Here is a 16,535-nt window from a genome sequence, read left to right as displayed (position 1 = left end):
TTAAAAGCGTCAAGTATACTAAATCAATAGTATGTACCTGGCGCTTTTTTATATTAACACTCTGCTTTTAATTTGCTTATAAGTTTTTTCATATCCTCTGGAAGTTCCGACTCAAGTATAAGCTGCTTACCTGTTCTTGGATGAGGGATAATTAATTTATAGGCGTGCAGTGCCTGCCTATGGATATAACACTCTTCACTTGTTCCATAAAGGCTATCTCCATAAATAGGATGACCAAGATGACTAAAATGAATACGAATTTGATGTGTTCGACCAGTCTCCAAAGTTGCTTTTACTAAATCTCCATTTTTATAAGACTCAATAACCTCATAGTGAGTTATACTTCTTTGTCCACCTTCAAAAACTTCTCTATTTATACTTTCCTCGTCAGGTTTTCCAATAGGTAAATCAATAGTACCTGATCTCTTTTTCATATTTCCATGTACAATAGCCATATAACTTTTTTCAAAAGTTTTTCCTTCCATATCTCCAGCTTTTTTGTGGATACTTTGCATGTCCCTAGCTAAGGCCATATGTGAAAATTGATTTTTTGCAATTATTATAAGACCCGATGTATACATATCAAGTCTACTCACTAGTCTTACAATACATTTTTCATCTCTTTCTTTAAAGTAATATGAAACTCCGTTGGCAAGAGTTCCAAATGGATATCCCTTAGTAGGATGAACCACTATACCTGGCTTTTTATTTATGACAATAAGATCCACATCATCATATATAACATCTAAATCCATCTTCTCTGGCTCAATGTTTTGATGCTCATTTTTCTTCATATCAATTTCAATTTTATCACCTGTGCTTATTCTATGGTTTAACTTAGAAACACTACCATTCACACTTATTTTCCCACTAATACCTGAGCTTTTTAAGAATCTACTAGATAAGTCCTCAGTGTACTTTAAATAATCCCTTAATTTAACTTCCTTTACATCCACCTTAACCATATACGTTAATTTATTTGTCATACTGCACCTCTTTTATAAAAAGCCTCGGATTATAATCCGAGGCTAATAAAACTTATTACTAAACAAAGTTTATTTTAAGCTATAGCAATTACTTCTATTTCTACTAATGCATCCTTAGGAAGTTTTGCTACCTGAACACAAGACCTAGCTGGTGGATTTTCACTAAAATATTGTGAATACACTTCATTCATATCCGCAAAATCATTCATATCCTTTAAAAACACTAGTGTTTTCACTACCTTATCGAGGCTTGTGCCTGCCTCTTCTAATACAGCTTTTACATTTTCTAAAGATTGTGCTGTTGCTTTTTTTATATCATTATTTATAAATTCTCCAGTAGCTGCGTTTATTGGTAATTGACCTGAAGTATATATTAGCTCCCCTACTTTTACTGCTTGAGAATATGGGCCTAAAGCTGCTGGTGCTTTACTTGTACTTATGATATGTTTTTCCATTTTTACTCCTCCTTGTGATTAATGCATTAGTGCATTAATTCATGATCTTCGCCTAACAACACTATTATATCAAACTCTCCCTCAATTGACGATGAAAATTTAATATTATTTATTTTAAAGTCTTTTTTTAAATCATTTATTAGGCCTTTACTATTTTCATTTACAGTAACTATAGTTTCACTAGTAGCTTCCCCATTCCCGGTTACCGCTTCGTTATATCCATTTTCTTTTAGATATTCTGAAAAATCACTTGCTAGTCCTACTTTTTTAGTACCATTGAGTATTTTTATTTTAAGATTAGACTTATCAATAGATTGTGTACTACCATTTCTTAATTTAGAATTAATCTCTTTACTTGCTTCTTCATTATATATAAAATAGGATATATTATTTATATATTCCCCCACACCTTCAATAGTGTCCATAGATATATCATCACTACTCATAGTAGCAAATGTAGACCCATAACTAAGTAAATCATTAGCATCCATATTAGTTTCTACATTCTTTTGAATAGCCGATAAAATACTTGGTATCTTAACTACTATCATAGGGCTTTTTATTTTATCCATAACTTTAGTAATAAATTTCTGTTGATTTTTTATTCTGTCTATATCTCCATTTGCGAAACCACTGCCATCATTATTTTTTCTCCATCTAAAAAATTCTTCAGCTTTTTTACCATCCAAATGTACTGTTGTGCCTTTTTTAAAATTTATGCTTAGATTCTGAGAACGGTCATCATAATGCATTGTTCTTTCTATATACATATCCACTCCACCAATAGCATCAATTACACTTCTAAACCCTTCATAATTGATTTTACCATAGTAATCAATTTGAATACCTAATAGCTCTTCTACAGCGGAAACAGCAAGCTCCACACCCCCAATAGCATGGGCATTATTAATTTTTTGATTTCTATCATTTATCACAATTAAGGTATCTCTAGGAATAGAAATCAAATCAAGTTTTTTAGCTTCTGCATTATAATGTGCCAGTATCATTGTATCCGTCCTCTTAGGGTCATTAGCACTTTTAGAATTCGGATCCCCTATATCTACTCCCATAACTAATATGTTACAAGATTTACCGTCATTAACAATTTTTTCTACGTCACTAGCTTCAATGTTTCCAGCGGGATTTTTTTTAGTTAAATCTACTGAATTATCATTAAACCCTGCTAAATAAGAATAAAACCATATGACTGCTACTGCAACTATCGTCACCAAAGTTATAATAGTAACTAGAGCAAATCTTTTATAATTAACTATTTTCTTTCGTTTACCCACCTTTTTCATACTCTCACCTACTGTTTTTGCACAATAAATAATTTCTTGCATCTACTGTATCATTGTGCAATATTTTTTTTTGATTTACAATATACTTTATGGTGTTGTCAAGAGACTGCAACACTGCTGCATCTAAATCCCTCATGCTTAAGCACCTTAATTCCTCTACCCCATCAAATTTTCTTAATGGCTCTGTATAATCTGAAATAAAAATTATTTTTTCTAAAATGCTCATGTTTTTTCTACCTGTAGTGTGAAAGCTTATTGCATTTATAATATCATCATTATAAATTCCCATTACTTCCCTAGCTATTATGCCACCAACTATTCCATGCAATAAGGTGGGGGTTCTAAACTGCACTTCATCTAACTGCAATCCATGATTTGTAGCCATTTTTATAAGCTGCTCATCCTTCATATTCTTGCTACAGTCATGTACTAAGCCTGCAATTCTTGCGCTTTTTATATTTACTCCATATTTTATAGCTAGCGCGACTGCTGTTTCACTAACACTTAAACTATGTCTAAATCTAGCTTCTTTTAAATTTTCATGTAAATAATTGTACATTTTCACTTCACTCCACATTAAATTCCCCCTATTACTTATATTGTACATAAAACATTACATATTTTCCACTACTATTTATATAACTTAAACTTATGGATAATTTCATCCACACCTTTTGGTAAAAGATAATTTACATTTCTACCTATCTTTATATTATTTCTAATATCTGTTGAAGATATATCTATGATTGGTAAATCCAAAAAAAATATTTTCGAATTAAATTTCTGTTCTATATAATTTTTCTGCACTAACAACTCATCTTTCGTAAACCCTGTTCTATTATAAACTATCAGCTTACAATTTTCAAATATTTCCGCTACATTTTTCCATTTTTCTAAATCCATTAAACTATCAGCACCAACTAAAAAGTACCACTCTATACTACTGTCCATGGAATTAAAAAGTTCAAGGGTTTCAAAGGTATAATTATTTTCTTTTTTATTTATTTCATAATCACTTATTTCAAAGTGATTTTCCATTTCTATTGCTTTTTTAACTAACTCATACCTAATTTTGGAATCTATAATTACTTTATTAGTTTTATGAGGTGGATTAGCTGCTGGCATGAATATAATCTTATCCAACTGTAAATTATATAACGCACCATAAGCGATGTGAATGTGACCTATATGAATCGGATCAAATGTTCCTCCAAAAATAGCTTTTTTCACTATAACACCCTCTTTATTTTATAAAGATATCACAACCTATAATAACATATATTCAAATTCTGAATAGAGGAAAAAGCATGTAAAATTACATGCTTTTATGGTAATTCAATTTTAGGCTTTTTAAAAGACCTTTTGTACAATACACATTTGCTACCAATAGTTTGAACTGCCTCAGCAGCTATGGCCGCGCAAATTATATCTGAAGCTTCCCTTGCAGTTATTCCACTATTATTTAGAATCTTAATTTTAATAAGTTCTCTAGATTCTAATGCATCCTCTAACTGTTTTAAGAAATTCTGTTCTATTCCAGCTTTCCCAACCTGAAATATAGGTTGTAATGGGTTTGCTAGGGTTCTTAAATAACTTCTTTGCTTACTTGTAATCATAATATCCTCCTAGTCACATTCTTATAAGGTAATAGTTTTAATCTATTACCTATTATAATAAGAATTCAAATTCAAACTTTTGTAGTCTTACTAAATCGCCATCTTGAATTCCTTTTTCAACTAATGCATCAAATACTCCCTTATTCTTTAGTACTTTATGGAAATATTTAAGAGAATCCGGTTCATTTATATTAACAGCATTTAAAAGTCTATCAACAAAGGTTCCATCAACAACATAAGTTCCTTCCGAGTCCACTTCAATTGTGTAGGTAAAATGTTTTTCTTCTACTACATATTTTTCATCATCTGCTATTACTAGTTCTGTAACTGGGATAGTGGTTAAAATTCTTGTTGCTTCTTTAATTAGTGCTTCAACGCCTTGGTTTGTAACCGCACATATTTTGAATATCTTACTATCATCATATCCCATTTCATTTAATCTCTTTTTAAAGTTTTCAAAGATTTCATCATCATATAGCATATCGCTTTTATTAGCTGCTATAATTTGAGGTCTATCCCATAGTTTAATACTATATTTTTTAAGTTCTTCATTTATTTTAATAAAGTCCTCTACAGCATCTCTACCTTCAATTTGTGATATATCAACTACATGAATAAGCATTCTAGTTCTTTCAATATGCCTTAAAAATCCTATTCCAAGGCCTACTCCTTCAGCTGCTCCTTCAATTATTCCTGGTATATCAGCCATAACGAAACTCTTAGCGCCTTTAACACTTACTACTCCTAAATTTGGTTTTAGTGTAGTAAAATGATAATTGGCTATTTTAGGTCTTGCTTTAGATACTACTGAAAGAAGTGTTGATTTACCAACATTTGGGAAACCTAAAAGTCCAACATCAGCTAAAAGCTTAAGTTCAAGCTTAATAAAACGTTCTTCTCCTGGCATTCCTGGTTCAGCAAAATTTGGTGCCTGCCTTGTAGGTGTACAAAACTTAACATTTCCTTTTCCGCCATGTCCGCCTTTACAAATAACATAAGTTTGACCATCATGAGATAAATCGCACATTATTTTATTTGTTTCTGAATCTCTTACAATAGTACCCATTGGAACACTAACTAATAAATCTTCTCCACCTTTTCCATAACATTTAGAGCCAGAACCTTGTACTCCAGCTTTTGCTATGAATTTCCTTGCATAGGAAAAATCCAGTAGTGTTGTCATACTAGCATCAACTACTAATATTACACTTCCACCATTTCCACCATCTCCGCCATCTGGTCCACCCAGTGGTATATATTTTTCTGTTCTAAATGAAACGGCTCCATTTCCACCATTTCCGGATTTCACAAAAATCTTAGCTGTATCAATAAACATATATTTCACCTTACCTTAGTTCAATTTCTATTTTGTTTTATTTTAATGAATTAACAAACGTTAGGTTCACTAAAATATTAATCTATAAGCTATATTGTTACCAAAACCACATTTATAAATTCTCAAGTGTTCTATTTCTACGTCTCTTTGTTGCCATTCATCCATCCAACTTATCTCGTCAGACATTGCTGCATTATTGGTAATAAGTAAACTTTCACCTAATTCATCCTCAAATATATAAATATAAACAAAATTCTGGTTAGTTTCTTCTATTTCAATAAATATAGTGTTAACTAAATCACTTTTTTTATTATATTCACTTTCAAAGATACTATTTTTAAAATTACTAATTTCAATATCCAATTCCACTTTTATTTCACTTGCCCATAGCCTTTTAATATTACTCTCAAGGCATAGTGAAAATCCATTGTCTTGTAATTTATAAATTTCACTAATAATCTCATTTTCTTTAGCTAGTCTCTCTATATATTCCAAAGCATTACTTGGCCTCTTCATTTGCAAATATCCATATATGATCTGTAAATCATTCATAAAATCATGTCTCTGTTTTCTGTGTAAACTTATATAATTTTCTAATTCATTCATTACTATCCTCCGAAAGAGAATTTTAAAAAAGCACCCTTTAAGGGTGCCTTAAATTATTCAGCCATTAAAATTTCTACATCAACAGGATAAACGCTTGCTTTTTTCTTCATTTTTCCCATTCTCTCGAATTTAACAACTCCATCAACTTTAGCGAAAAGAGTATCATCTCCACCTCTTCCAACATTGTTGCCTGGGTGGATTTTTGTTCCTCTTTGCCTTACTAAAATATTGCCTGCAAGAACAAATTGTCCATCTGCACGTTTAGTTCCAAGTCTCTGAGAAGCACTGTCCCTACCGTTTCTTGAGCTACCTACTCCTTTTTTATGAGCAAATAACTGAAGGTTCATAACTAACATAGTATTACACCTCCTCTATTTCTACTTTTATATATTTACCATATTTTTTTTGTTTTTCTATACTTTTAAGTCCAAGTATCATCGTTTCAAGTAAAACCTGACATCTTTCGATATCTATAAGATTTTGATTTTCTAAATTTAAACTTAGAAATCCATCCTTTATATCATACTTTACTTTAATTTTCAAAACTTGCTCAATACCAATTACTGTAGTTTGAGAAATTACTGAAATAGAATTACAAATTAAATCTATATCTAATTTGGATTCCTTTGGCATAGCATGACCTTTTATTTTAAAAGAAACTATTTTACCATTGCTTCGAACAAATTCAACATTTACCATAATTAAGCTTCAATCTTATCGATTTGAATCTTAGTATATGCTTGCCTGTGTCCTTGTTTCTTTCTGTAGTCTAGTTTTCTCTTAAACTTGAAAACTACTATCTTTCTAGCTTTTCCTTGTGCCAATACCTTAGCAACAACTTTAGCTCCTTCAACTACAGGTTTTCCAACTACTAATCCATCTTCTTTGCCTACAGCAAGAATTTGGTCAAATTCAACAGTTGTTTCAACTTCAAGATCCAATTTTTCAACGAATAAAACGTCTCCTTCTTGAACTCTATATTGCTTTCCACCAGTAAGTAAAACTGCGTACATAAAAATACACCTCCTTGATCCAGTCTCGCCATCCCAGGTACATACCTTATGTAAAATTCTACTAATATCACGTATGTTTTATAACCTTGTGTGTGCGGTCTACAAAAGCCATTTTAACACATACACATCTATTTGTAAAGTATATTTACCCATATATCTTATAGGACTCCAAATTTCTTATTTGATTTGCAAAAATTAGCGATTGTACTTTGAAATTCTCTAAATGAGGGATAAAATTCATATAAATACTATTGTCTAAAGCTCCTATTTGCTTTGCAAATTCTAAAACATCCTCCATTATATCCCTTTTGTAAATTTCGTCGATTTCAATATATATATCTTTTAATCCTTGTTCATTGTACAATTTAAAAATTTCATTCTTAATTAAAAACTGCATATATGATAGTTTAACCCTGCTACTCTTACCTTGGCAATACTTGCAAGGCTCCTCAATAAATTCATATATGGACTTTCCACGCCTACGCCTTGCTATTTGTACCAAATTAAGCTGAGTAAATGGATAAATTACAGTCTTATTTTTATCATCAGCAAATCCCGCTTCTAAAGTGCTAAGTATAACCGATCGAACTTCTAAATCCTCCACATCTATGAAATCTATTATAATTATTCCACTTAAATTTCGCAGCCTTATTTGTCTTGCAATTTCTTCTGCGGCGCAAGTATTAGTTGTTTGTGCCGTTTTTCGAAGTGAATGGCTTTTTATATTCTTACCAGAATTAACATCAATTACGTACATTGCCTCAGTTTTATCAATTACAATATTACCTCCACACTTTAGTGAGATTCTATGACTTCGAAGACTGAGTATTTCTTTTTCTATCCCATAATAATCAAAGAGCATTCTACTTTCATCATGAAACTCAACTTTTACATCTATGTCTTCTCGACCCCGTGCAAATTTTCTCGCATATTCAAAATCACTATCATTATTAAGCACTATTTTGAAAGTATTTTTATCTAAAATATCACGAAGTGTTCTATTTAACGCACCAGCATCACTAAATAATAACATAGGATTTCTAGAATATTCAGCCCTCTTTACAATATCTTTATATATTTCGTATAAAGCCTTTACTTCACGATTTAAAGTGTTAATATCTACCTCAATAGCATTTGTCCTAATCATTACTCCTATGTCATCTGGTTTATTTAATTCACGCTGCACCATATTTTCAAAATCTCTATTTTTTATTTTTTTGGAAAAACTTATGTCTTTATTCATATTTACAACCACAGAATAAATTCCTGGAATACCAAAAGCACTGGTTACTTTAGCTCCCTTTTTATCTATTGCTTCTTTTAAAACTTCAACTATAAGTTCCTCACCTTTTTTTATCTTTGTATTATTAAACCTTTCATCAATATACATATAGCAATCTTTATTGTGACCAATATCTACAAAAGCACACTTAATTGCTGGAACAATATTTTTTACAATTGCCTTGTATATTTGTCCAGGAATAGGCCCACCCAGCTCTTCTTCTATGAAGCATTCCTTTAATTTATTATTCTCTTTTATAGCTATCCTCAAAAATTCTTCTTGTCTTTCAATATATATTTCTTTCACTATACCCCACTCCTATCACACTAAATTTTGAAAAATTCGCTAAGAGTGACTAATTTCTCATTCTTATATGCATACATTTCTTCCCGCCTTATATTAACAAAGGCATCTTTATCAATAGATTGTATATTATCTTTCATAAAATCTGCTAATAACGAAGAAGATAAATTTTTTCTACTCCCACAGCAAACAAGTGCAGTTATACAAAGCACGAAGTTGTCTACCTTATAATCAAATGTATGCACTAATGATTTTATATTAACCATTTTTTCTCCACTTTTAGTTTTCTTAACGATATTCCACTCAGCAGTTTCACGAAGATTTTCTAAAATTTCTTTTACCCCTGCTCCATCTGTGCATTTTAGTTTGATAGTATATTTAGCAGCATCAATAATTGCCATGGCTTGTGGCTTCTTTTTCCCCTCACCAGGAATAACTCTTACAACATCTAAAATCTTAATTCCTCGAGGTGTGTTTTCCTTCATTTTTCGCAAAATATATTCTTCTTCTAAATCACGATTTAATACTACATCCATGTACTCACCACTGGAATATGATCCTACAGACAATGGCTGCGCTATCGACACCGCCATGTGAGGATTAAAACCATTTGAATATTCTATTGGAAGATCTGCTCTCTTAACTATCTTTTGCAGTGTTCTCATTAAATCTAGGTGAGAAATAAATTTAATTTCACTTTCTTTGGTATATTTAATTAGATAACGCACCTTTAAAACACGTCCCTTCTTTAAAATTAACATCGATTCCGCACTGCGTGCAACCTAGTTTACAATTTTGAGTTAATTCTACGTTTTTTGCTTTTTCATTTTCAGCAATTAAATACTCCTTATTCACTCCAATATCTATGAAATCCCAAGGAAGTATTTCTTCGTAGCTTCTCTCTCTATAAGCATAGAAACTCCCAGAAACGCCACATTCCTCCATAGCTTCTTGCCATATCTCAAAATTAAAATACTCAGACCACCCATCGAATTTTGCACCCTTTTCAAAGGCTTTTATTATAACATCACAAACTCTTCTGTCTCCTCTAGCAATAACTGCTTCTAGGTATGACACTAAAGATTCATGATAATTATAAATAACTGCTTTGCTTTTTATAGCGTATTTAACTGCTTTAATTTTTTCCACTACCTCGTCCATTGTGCTCTGCGCGACCCATTGGAAAGGAGTAAATGGTTTTGGTACAAATATAGCAGAACTTGTAGTAACTCTGAGTCCCCTTTTTCTTACCTCTTTAGGAATCTTAAAGTATTCTCCTGCAACCTTATCTGATAACTCAGCTATTCCCTTTACGTCTTCTAATGTTTCATAAGGAAGTCCCACCATAAAATAAAGTTTTATAGTTGACCAACCTGAAGCAAATACACTATTAGCAACTTCTAGGATTTTCTCCTCTGTAACACCTTTATTTATAATATCCCTCATTCTCTGAGATCCAGCTTCTGGTGCAAAAGTTAAGCCAGTTTTTTTAATCTTTTGTATTTCCTTTATTAAGTCCACTGAAAAAGAATCTATTCTAATGGAAGGCAAGGATACACCTATATTTTCATCCTTATATTTTTCTATAAGTGTGACTACAAGGTTTTGTATATCTGAGTAATCACAAATACTAAGTGAGCTTAGTGATATTTCCCTATACCCTGTACTCTTTAATAATTTGTCTGCAGCCTCAACAAGATTTTTAGTGCTTTTTTCTCTTACTGGTCTATATATCATGCCAGCTTGACAAAATCTACATCCATTGGTGCAACCTCTAAAAGTCTCTAGTATAACTCTATCATGTACTATCTCAACATATGGAACTATCATTTTCACAGGGAATGAAACCTTATCAAGATCTACTACAAACCTTTTTGAAACCCTGCTTGGCACATCGGCATATTTAGGTTTAAACTCACGAATAGTATTATCCTCGTTGTAGGAAACCTCATATAATGAAGGCACATATATTCCTCTTATTTTAGTTATTTCTCTTAAAAATTCACTTTTCTTACTCTTACCTATGTACTTTTTATAAATATCTAACACATCATTTATTACTTCCTCACCTTCACCAATAACAAAAAAATCTACTATATCATGTAATGGTTCAGGATTATAAGCACATGGACCTCCCGCCATAATTATAGGTTCGTTCTCACCTCTTTGAGACGCTCTTATAGTTATACCAGACATATCTAGCATATTAAGTATATTAGTATAGCTCATCTCATATTGCAGTGTAAACCCTAAAAAATCAAATTCACTTAGTGAATCCTTGCTCTCTAGTGCATACAAATCTATATTATTTTCTCTCATTTGTTTTTCCATATCTGGCCAAGGGGCAAAAACCCTTTCACAGTAGGCATCGGTTCTAGAATTTATCACATGGTAAAGTATTCTAGTACCTAAATGTGACATACCCACTTCATACACATCTGGGAAGCAAAAGGCATATCTTATATCCACACTTTCTTTATCTTTATAGCAACAATTAAGTTCTCCACCTATATATCTTCCAGGCTTTTCAACCTTAAATAAAATATCATCGGAAATTTTATTCATAAAAATTCCTCCTCGTTTTTTCTCTAGGATACATACTAACTATTTCTTATATTACCCTAAGTTTATTCCATTATATTATTTTAACACATGAAAGTTAAATCTCAAAACGAAAAATGATTTTAGGCATCCTCAATAAAATAACAGTGGGTTAAACGTAAGCCTTAAACAGACTTTCACAACCACTGGGTCTTTTTTTGAAGATGCCTTATAATGTTTTACTTTTTATTTTTTTACAACTAATGTAATCTTTTAAACTTATATTACCGTAGGTTTTTATTGCCTCTAAAATTTCTTCTTCGTATAAAATTTCTAGTACATTCATGTTTTCATCTAATACAGTAAATATATTGTACTTATTTTTATCAATTATTCCAAGAACCAACAATAAATCCTTATTGCAAAAAACAGATATACTTCTATTTTCTATATATCCTCTATTTATAAATCTATATTTCTTCTTTATAATGTAGCCCATAATCAAATATACTATCCTTTCTTTTTCTTTAATTGAAGATACTAATATAAATAGTGAAATTAATCCCAAATTTAAATTACTTTTATTTAAATCCACACTTACAAAGTATATAAACATAAAAATGCTTCCAAGTACCATACTTACCCTAATTGAAATTTCATTAGCCTTTCTATATATAGTTTTAAAAGATAATATGTCTCTTAGCACTCTTCCACCGTCAAGTGGAAAGGCTGGAATAAGGTTAAAAATACCTATAGATAAATTACTCTTACATATCAAATTAAAAATTTCTATATTATATGATATAAATAATCCATAAAAAATAACTGCTAATAATAAGTTTAATAGTGGACCTGATAATGAAATTATTAAATCCTCCTTAGCACTTGCCTCATCTAAATCTTTCATCTTAAGTACAGCGCCTATAGGAAGTATTTCTATATCAAATCCCGAAAAACCTAAAATTCTAGCAGTCTTAAAATGCATTAATTCATGAATTAACACCATCAAAAAAGCTATTACAATCTCTCCTTTAAACCCTAGTATTATTAGTAAAATAATGTAGGGTATAAATAACTTGCTTATTTTTATCAATTAATTAGCTCCTGTTCACTAGAAATCGTACTTTTAACTTTATCTATAAAATTCACTGTAATAGAACCTATATCTTCAAATTTTAAACCTCTAGCATTATTTATTAAAGTACTATAATCATAATGTTTATTTATAGCAGCTTTAGAGTAATCATAAACATACTGAGTTTTAGGTGTAACTACTATCTTGCAAAATAGCACAAAAATAATCAGCACTAAAACACCAATAAGTTCTCTTGTTATTCTCTTTATAAAAAAATTTGCCATTCTACTGTTTTTATTACTATTACCGGAAATTTTATTTGTACCCCTTTGTTTTCTAGCTAAATTATTATAATAGCTTTGATACTGCATATTATAATTACCCATTTCCTCCCCCTCATGCAATGTTTTCTCTATTTATATATATTTATTTTTTATCATTTATATTACTTATTTAATAAAAAAGTAGAGATATGTTTTTTAAAAACAAAAAGCACTACTAAATAAGTAGTGCTCCATAAATCCTATTATTATTCACGATTTTTTAAACTTCTCATTAAAACTTCTGCTGTTCCTAAATTTGTAGCAAGTGGAACACAATGTACATCACATAATCTAAGTAGCGCTGAGATGTCTGGTTCATGGGGTTGCACCGTAAGTGGATCTCTTAAAAAAATTATCATATCCAGTTCCCCTTGTGCAAGCTTTGCTCCAATCTGCTGATCCCCTCCTAGAGGACCTGACAAAAATCTAGTAACCTGAAGCCCCACTTGTTCAGTTATTAATTTCCCTGTTGTTCCTGTTCCGTATAACTCATGTTGCTTTAAGATATCCTTATAACGTCTTGCGAAATCAATTATATCATCCTTTTTCTTATCATGTGCAATTAATGCTATTCTCATATATATCACTCCTTCTAATTACTTTAAAAGTTTATTTTCTTCCTTCTCATACCTACATTTAATACAAGACCTAGTGCAATGAAACTTGTTAAAAGAGAACTTCCACCATAACTCATAAACGGTAAGGTTATCCCTGTAATTGGCATAAGTCCAATGGCCATGCCTATGTTTTGCATTATTGAAAACAATAAATTTGAAATAAATCCTACACATATTACAGTCCCAAAAATATCTTTAGAACTTTTGGCAATTCTTATTAATCGATATATTAACATACCATATAAAAACAGTAAAGATAATGCACCAATAAGTCCCCATTCTTCCCCCAAAACAGCAAAAATAAAATCCGTATGATTTTCTGGAACAAACTTAAATTGTATCCCTTTTCCAAAACCTCTACCAAATATCCCACCTGATCCTAAAGACAGTTTTGACTGAATAAGTTGAAGCCCATAAGTAAGTTCATTTTGTTCAGGATTTATGAAAGATGTAAGCCTTCCTTTCCAATAAGGTTTTATAATTGACGAATTCCATACACCTACAATTACTAATAAAAGTGAGGTTGCTCCTCCAATTATCACTTTGAGGTTTAGACCCATACAATAAAATATCCCTAGAACGATAAAAAAACTAACCATAGTCATTCCCATATCCGGCTGAATAATAATTAGGAACATTGGCACCGCGGCATAAAATATCAATAGGAACAAATTTTTAGGTTCATTAATTTTCCCTTCCATTTCATCTAACTTTTTAGCCAGCATTATTATCATTCCAATTTTAGCAAACTCTGAAGGTTGTATGCCCACACCCTTAAATCTTATCCAAGAATTTGCACCATTAGTTACCTTTCCAAAAACATCACCAATTATTAGCAATAAAATTCCTGCCCAATATATTATAACTGCATAATTTTTCATTAACATATAATCAAATACTAAAAGAAAATAAACTGTAATAAGACCTAATATCATAAACGCAATTTGCAATTTAAAGTAATGGGCTCCAATAGCACTATAAATATTCATGCTCCCAAAAATAACAATACAAATTGCAAATATAATTACGCTATAATTCAATTCTCTTAAAAGTTTCTTATTAAGTTTTAGGTTTTCTAAAATCCTCATATTTTAACCTACCTCCGTTCCAAATATGATTATATCATATTTTTTAAAAAAAGCTATGCATAAGTTGTTAATTATACATAGCTTAGATAGGTTATCTCTTGATTTTTCTAATAGGAATACTAGCGATTAGTGCTGGTGAATTCCCTTCATATTCTTCTGTTGTTGTTAATCTAACCTCGATTTCTCCTGCTTCTATTTCAGCATATTTTTGTATTACCTTTAGTATGTCACTTTTAATCATTTCTAAAAAATCAGGTGACACGTCTGCCCTATCATGTATTAAAATAAGCTTTAATCTATCACTGGCAATATCTTTCGAAAAAATCTTATTAGAAAAAATCTTAAATAAATTCATTAATGTCCCCTCCCTTATACTGTTCTAAACATTTTTTTTAGTGAAGCAAAGAATCCTGTGTCACTACGTGATGAGCCATCTAAAGTAGCATAGGATACTTCCTCTCCCGTTATTCTTCTAGCAATATTTTTAAAAGCAAGTCCCGCTAAAGACTTTTCATCTAATACTATAGGCTCACCTCTATTGGTTGAAACTGTAACCTTCCTATCATCTGGAACAATTCCTATTAATTTAATTGCTAGGCACTCTATAATATCGTCCACAGATAACATATCTCCACTTCTTGTAAGTTCATAGTTTATTCTATTTATTATAACCTCATGTCTATCTAACCCTTTAGAATCCAACTTTCCAATTACTCTATCTGCATCTCTAACTGAAGTTAATTCTGGATTGACAACAATAATAGCTCTATCAGCACCTACTATGGCGTTTTCAAAACCTTGTTCTATTCCAGCAGGACAATCTATAATAACGTAATCAAATTCTTCTTTCAGCTCATTTACTACAAGTAGCATATCTTTTATATTAACATCATTTTTGTCTCTTGTTTGAGCCGTTGGCATTAAATATAAATTGCTAAACCTTTTATCTTTTATTAGTGCTTGCTTTAACCTACATCTTTTTTCGATAACATCTACTAATGTAAATACTACTCTATTCTCAAGTCCCATTAACACATCAAGGTTCCTAAGGCCTGTATCTCCATCAATAACTACTACCTTTTTATTCATAGATGCAAGAGCCGTCCCAATATTTGCTGTGGTAGTTGTTTTACCAACGCCACCCTTGCCTGATGTTATAACTATAGCTTCTCCCATGTTAATTCCCTCCATTAAATATATTTGTTCTCTAAATATGGTTCTACAATAATGCTACCATTTTTAATTTTTGCAACCTCAGGATATTCAGGTTTTACAGCATCTTCGGGGGCCCTTGTGACAATGTTTCCAATCCGGAGTATTTGAGGTTCCAACTTAAATGCTGCAATTATAGCTTTTTCATTACCATTAGTACCTGCATGTACAACTCCTCTTAAATTGCCAATGACAATTATATTTCCAGCTGCATATATTTCAGCTCCTGGATTTACATCCCCAACTATAACTATATTACCTGGGTAATTTATACTTTGCCCACTTCTTATTGTTTTTCTAAGAAACTTAGTTTTCCCTTCATATATACCATTAAAAACTTTAGGAGTAGAGTCCTCTTGGTCTTGAAAAATGCAATCACTAATTAAAAACTCATCGAATAATATTTCCTTTAATTTTCTACACTCTCTTTCATTTATGTATTTAAGTTCAGTTGTAATTTTTATAGTGCTACCTTTATAAAATTTTTTACCTTTTGAAAGCTTATCAATCAAAGACTCTAACATATCATCAAAATCACTGAAATGATTCATATTTATAACTACATTTAATCCTTCTTTATTACCCTTAATTATTATTTTATCTGTAACCATAATTTCTACCTCCTAGCTCTCCTATGTAGCACACAATTGTTTTATTGTATAATTGGCATAATTCAACTTAAACTACTATTTCAACATAATATCATTAAATTCCTTCTTAATTTCAATATAAATATATTTTTTTTATTTTTTGCTATTAATTTTAATAATTATGGGATAAT

General features: G+C 30.9%; 21 protein-coding genes. All 21 read right to left on the bottom strand.

Annotation, left to right across the window (positions count from 1 at the left end):
• Positions 1 to 53: 53 nt before the first annotated feature.
• The 21 genes from ACREWB_RS08860 to minC all read right to left on the bottom strand — a co-directional run bounded on the left by ACREWB_RS08860 (position 54) and on the right by minC (position 16,365).
• Positions 54 to 986 carry an RluA family pseudouridine synthase gene (locus tag ACREWB_RS08860; protein ID WP_431547092.1) on the bottom strand — a complete coding sequence of 311 codons (933 nt, stop codon included), beginning with the start codon at positions 984 to 986 and terminating at the stop codon, positions 54 to 56.
• Between the two features lie 74 nt (positions 987 to 1,060).
• Positions 1,061 to 1,441, bottom strand: a complete 381-nt coding sequence (locus ACREWB_RS08855) for a RidA family protein (RefSeq protein WP_431547091.1) — start codon at positions 1,439 to 1,441, stop codon at positions 1,061 to 1,063.
• A gap of 26 nt (positions 1,442 to 1,467) precedes the next feature.
• Positions 1,468 to 2,742: an LCP family protein gene (locus ACREWB_RS08850; protein ID WP_431547090.1), complete on the bottom strand. Its 1,275-nt coding sequence runs from the start codon at positions 2,740 to 2,742 to the stop codon at positions 1,468 to 1,470.
• A gap of 4 nt (positions 2,743 to 2,746) precedes the next feature.
• A complete protein-coding gene (gene yqeK / locus ACREWB_RS08845; RefSeq protein WP_431547089.1) occupies positions 2,747 to 3,319 on the bottom strand; it encodes a bis(5'-nucleosyl)-tetraphosphatase (symmetrical) YqeK in 573 nt (190 codons plus the stop codon).
• 53 nt (positions 3,320 to 3,372) lie between these two features.
• Positions 3,373 to 3,975, bottom strand: coding sequence for a nicotinate-nucleotide adenylyltransferase (nadD, locus tag ACREWB_RS08840; RefSeq protein WP_431547169.1), 603 nt, complete (start codon positions 3,973 to 3,975; stop codon positions 3,373 to 3,375).
• 92 nt (positions 3,976 to 4,067) lie between these two features.
• Positions 4,068 to 4,358 (bottom strand): ribosome assembly RNA-binding protein YhbY, encoded by a 291-nt coding sequence (yhbY, locus tag ACREWB_RS08835; protein ID WP_431547088.1) that lies wholly within the window; start codon positions 4,356 to 4,358, stop codon positions 4,068 to 4,070.
• A gap of 52 nt (positions 4,359 to 4,410) precedes the next feature.
• The gene (gene obgE / locus ACREWB_RS08830; protein ID WP_431547087.1) at positions 4,411 to 5,694 is read right to left on the bottom strand and encodes a GTPase ObgE; all 1,284 of its coding nucleotides are present in this window, start codon (positions 5,692 to 5,694) and stop codon (positions 4,411 to 4,413) included.
• A gap of 69 nt (positions 5,695 to 5,763) precedes the next feature.
• Positions 5,764 to 6,300, bottom strand: a complete 537-nt coding sequence (locus tag ACREWB_RS08825; RefSeq protein ID WP_431547086.1) for a Spo0B domain-containing protein — start codon at positions 6,298 to 6,300, stop codon at positions 5,764 to 5,766.
• 53 nt (positions 6,301 to 6,353) lie between these two features.
• Positions 6,354 to 6,656, bottom strand: coding sequence for a 50S ribosomal protein L27 (rpmA, locus tag ACREWB_RS08820; RefSeq protein ID WP_431547085.1), 303 nt, complete (start codon positions 6,654 to 6,656; stop codon positions 6,354 to 6,356).
• Between the two features lie 4 nt (positions 6,657 to 6,660).
• Positions 6,661 to 6,999: a ribosomal-processing cysteine protease Prp gene (locus ACREWB_RS08815; protein ID WP_431547084.1), complete on the bottom strand. Its 339-nt coding sequence runs from the start codon at positions 6,997 to 6,999 to the stop codon at positions 6,661 to 6,663.
• 2 nt (positions 7,000 to 7,001) lie between these two features.
• Positions 7,002 to 7,313: a 50S ribosomal protein L21 gene (gene rplU / locus ACREWB_RS08810; RefSeq protein WP_431547083.1), complete on the bottom strand. Its 312-nt coding sequence runs from the start codon at positions 7,311 to 7,313 to the stop codon at positions 7,002 to 7,004.
• A gap of 145 nt (positions 7,314 to 7,458) precedes the next feature.
• Positions 7,459 to 8,901 carry a ribonuclease E/G gene (locus tag ACREWB_RS08805; protein ID WP_431547082.1) on the bottom strand — a complete coding sequence of 481 codons (1,443 nt, stop codon included), beginning with the start codon at positions 8,899 to 8,901 and terminating at the stop codon, positions 7,459 to 7,461.
• A gap of 20 nt (positions 8,902 to 8,921) precedes the next feature.
• The gene (locus tag ACREWB_RS08800; protein ID WP_431547081.1) at positions 8,922 to 9,626 is read right to left on the bottom strand and encodes a TIGR03936 family radical SAM-associated protein; all 705 of its coding nucleotides are present in this window, start codon (positions 9,624 to 9,626) and stop codon (positions 8,922 to 8,924) included.
• On the bottom strand, positions 9,610 to 11,463 hold the full coding sequence (locus ACREWB_RS08795; protein WP_431547080.1) for a TIGR03960 family B12-binding radical SAM protein: 1,854 nt from the start codon (positions 11,461 to 11,463) through the stop codon (positions 9,610 to 9,612). The genes ACREWB_RS08800 and ACREWB_RS08795 overlap by 17 nt, the downstream gene beginning before the upstream one ends.
• A gap of 205 nt (positions 11,464 to 11,668) precedes the next feature.
• Positions 11,669 to 12,532, bottom strand: a complete 864-nt coding sequence (locus ACREWB_RS08790; protein ID WP_431547079.1) for a M50 family metallopeptidase — start codon at positions 12,530 to 12,532, stop codon at positions 11,669 to 11,671.
• Positions 12,529 to 12,900 (bottom strand): endopeptidase, encoded by a 372-nt coding sequence (locus tag ACREWB_RS08785; protein ID WP_431547078.1) that lies wholly within the window; start codon positions 12,898 to 12,900, stop codon positions 12,529 to 12,531. Before ACREWB_RS08785 ends, ACREWB_RS08790 begins: the two co-directional genes overlap by 4 nt.
• Before the next feature lie 143 nt (positions 12,901 to 13,043).
• On the bottom strand, positions 13,044 to 13,415 hold the full coding sequence (gene mgsA / locus ACREWB_RS08780) for a methylglyoxal synthase (RefSeq protein WP_431547077.1): 372 nt from the start codon (positions 13,413 to 13,415) through the stop codon (positions 13,044 to 13,046).
• Between the two features lie 23 nt (positions 13,416 to 13,438).
• A complete protein-coding gene (gene rodA, locus ACREWB_RS08775) occupies positions 13,439 to 14,536 on the bottom strand; it encodes a rod shape-determining protein RodA (RefSeq protein WP_431547168.1) in 1,098 nt (365 codons plus the stop codon).
• Between the two features lie 97 nt (positions 14,537 to 14,633).
• Positions 14,634 to 14,897 carry a cell division topological specificity factor MinE gene (gene minE / locus ACREWB_RS08770; RefSeq protein WP_431547076.1) on the bottom strand — a complete coding sequence of 88 codons (264 nt, stop codon included), beginning with the start codon at positions 14,895 to 14,897 and terminating at the stop codon, positions 14,634 to 14,636.
• 14 nt (positions 14,898 to 14,911) lie between these two features.
• Complete coding sequence (gene minD, locus ACREWB_RS08765) at positions 14,912 to 15,718, bottom strand: septum site-determining protein MinD (RefSeq protein WP_431547075.1); 807 nt, start codon at positions 15,716 to 15,718, stop codon at positions 14,912 to 14,914.
• A gap of 14 nt (positions 15,719 to 15,732) precedes the next feature.
• Positions 15,733 to 16,365: a septum site-determining protein MinC gene (minC, locus tag ACREWB_RS08760; RefSeq protein ID WP_431547074.1), complete on the bottom strand. Its 633-nt coding sequence runs from the start codon at positions 16,363 to 16,365 to the stop codon at positions 15,733 to 15,735.
• Positions 16,366 to 16,535: the final 170 nt, after the last annotated feature.

The sequence above is a fragment of the Clostridium sp. genome (assembly GCF_050717635.1).
In the GTDB taxonomy this organism is placed as follows: Bacteria; Bacillota; Clostridia; order Clostridiales; family Clostridiaceae; genus Clostridium_AD.
The sequence above is the reverse complement of the archived record's forward strand: the minus strand, read 5'-3'. Positions and strand labels throughout refer to the sequence as shown.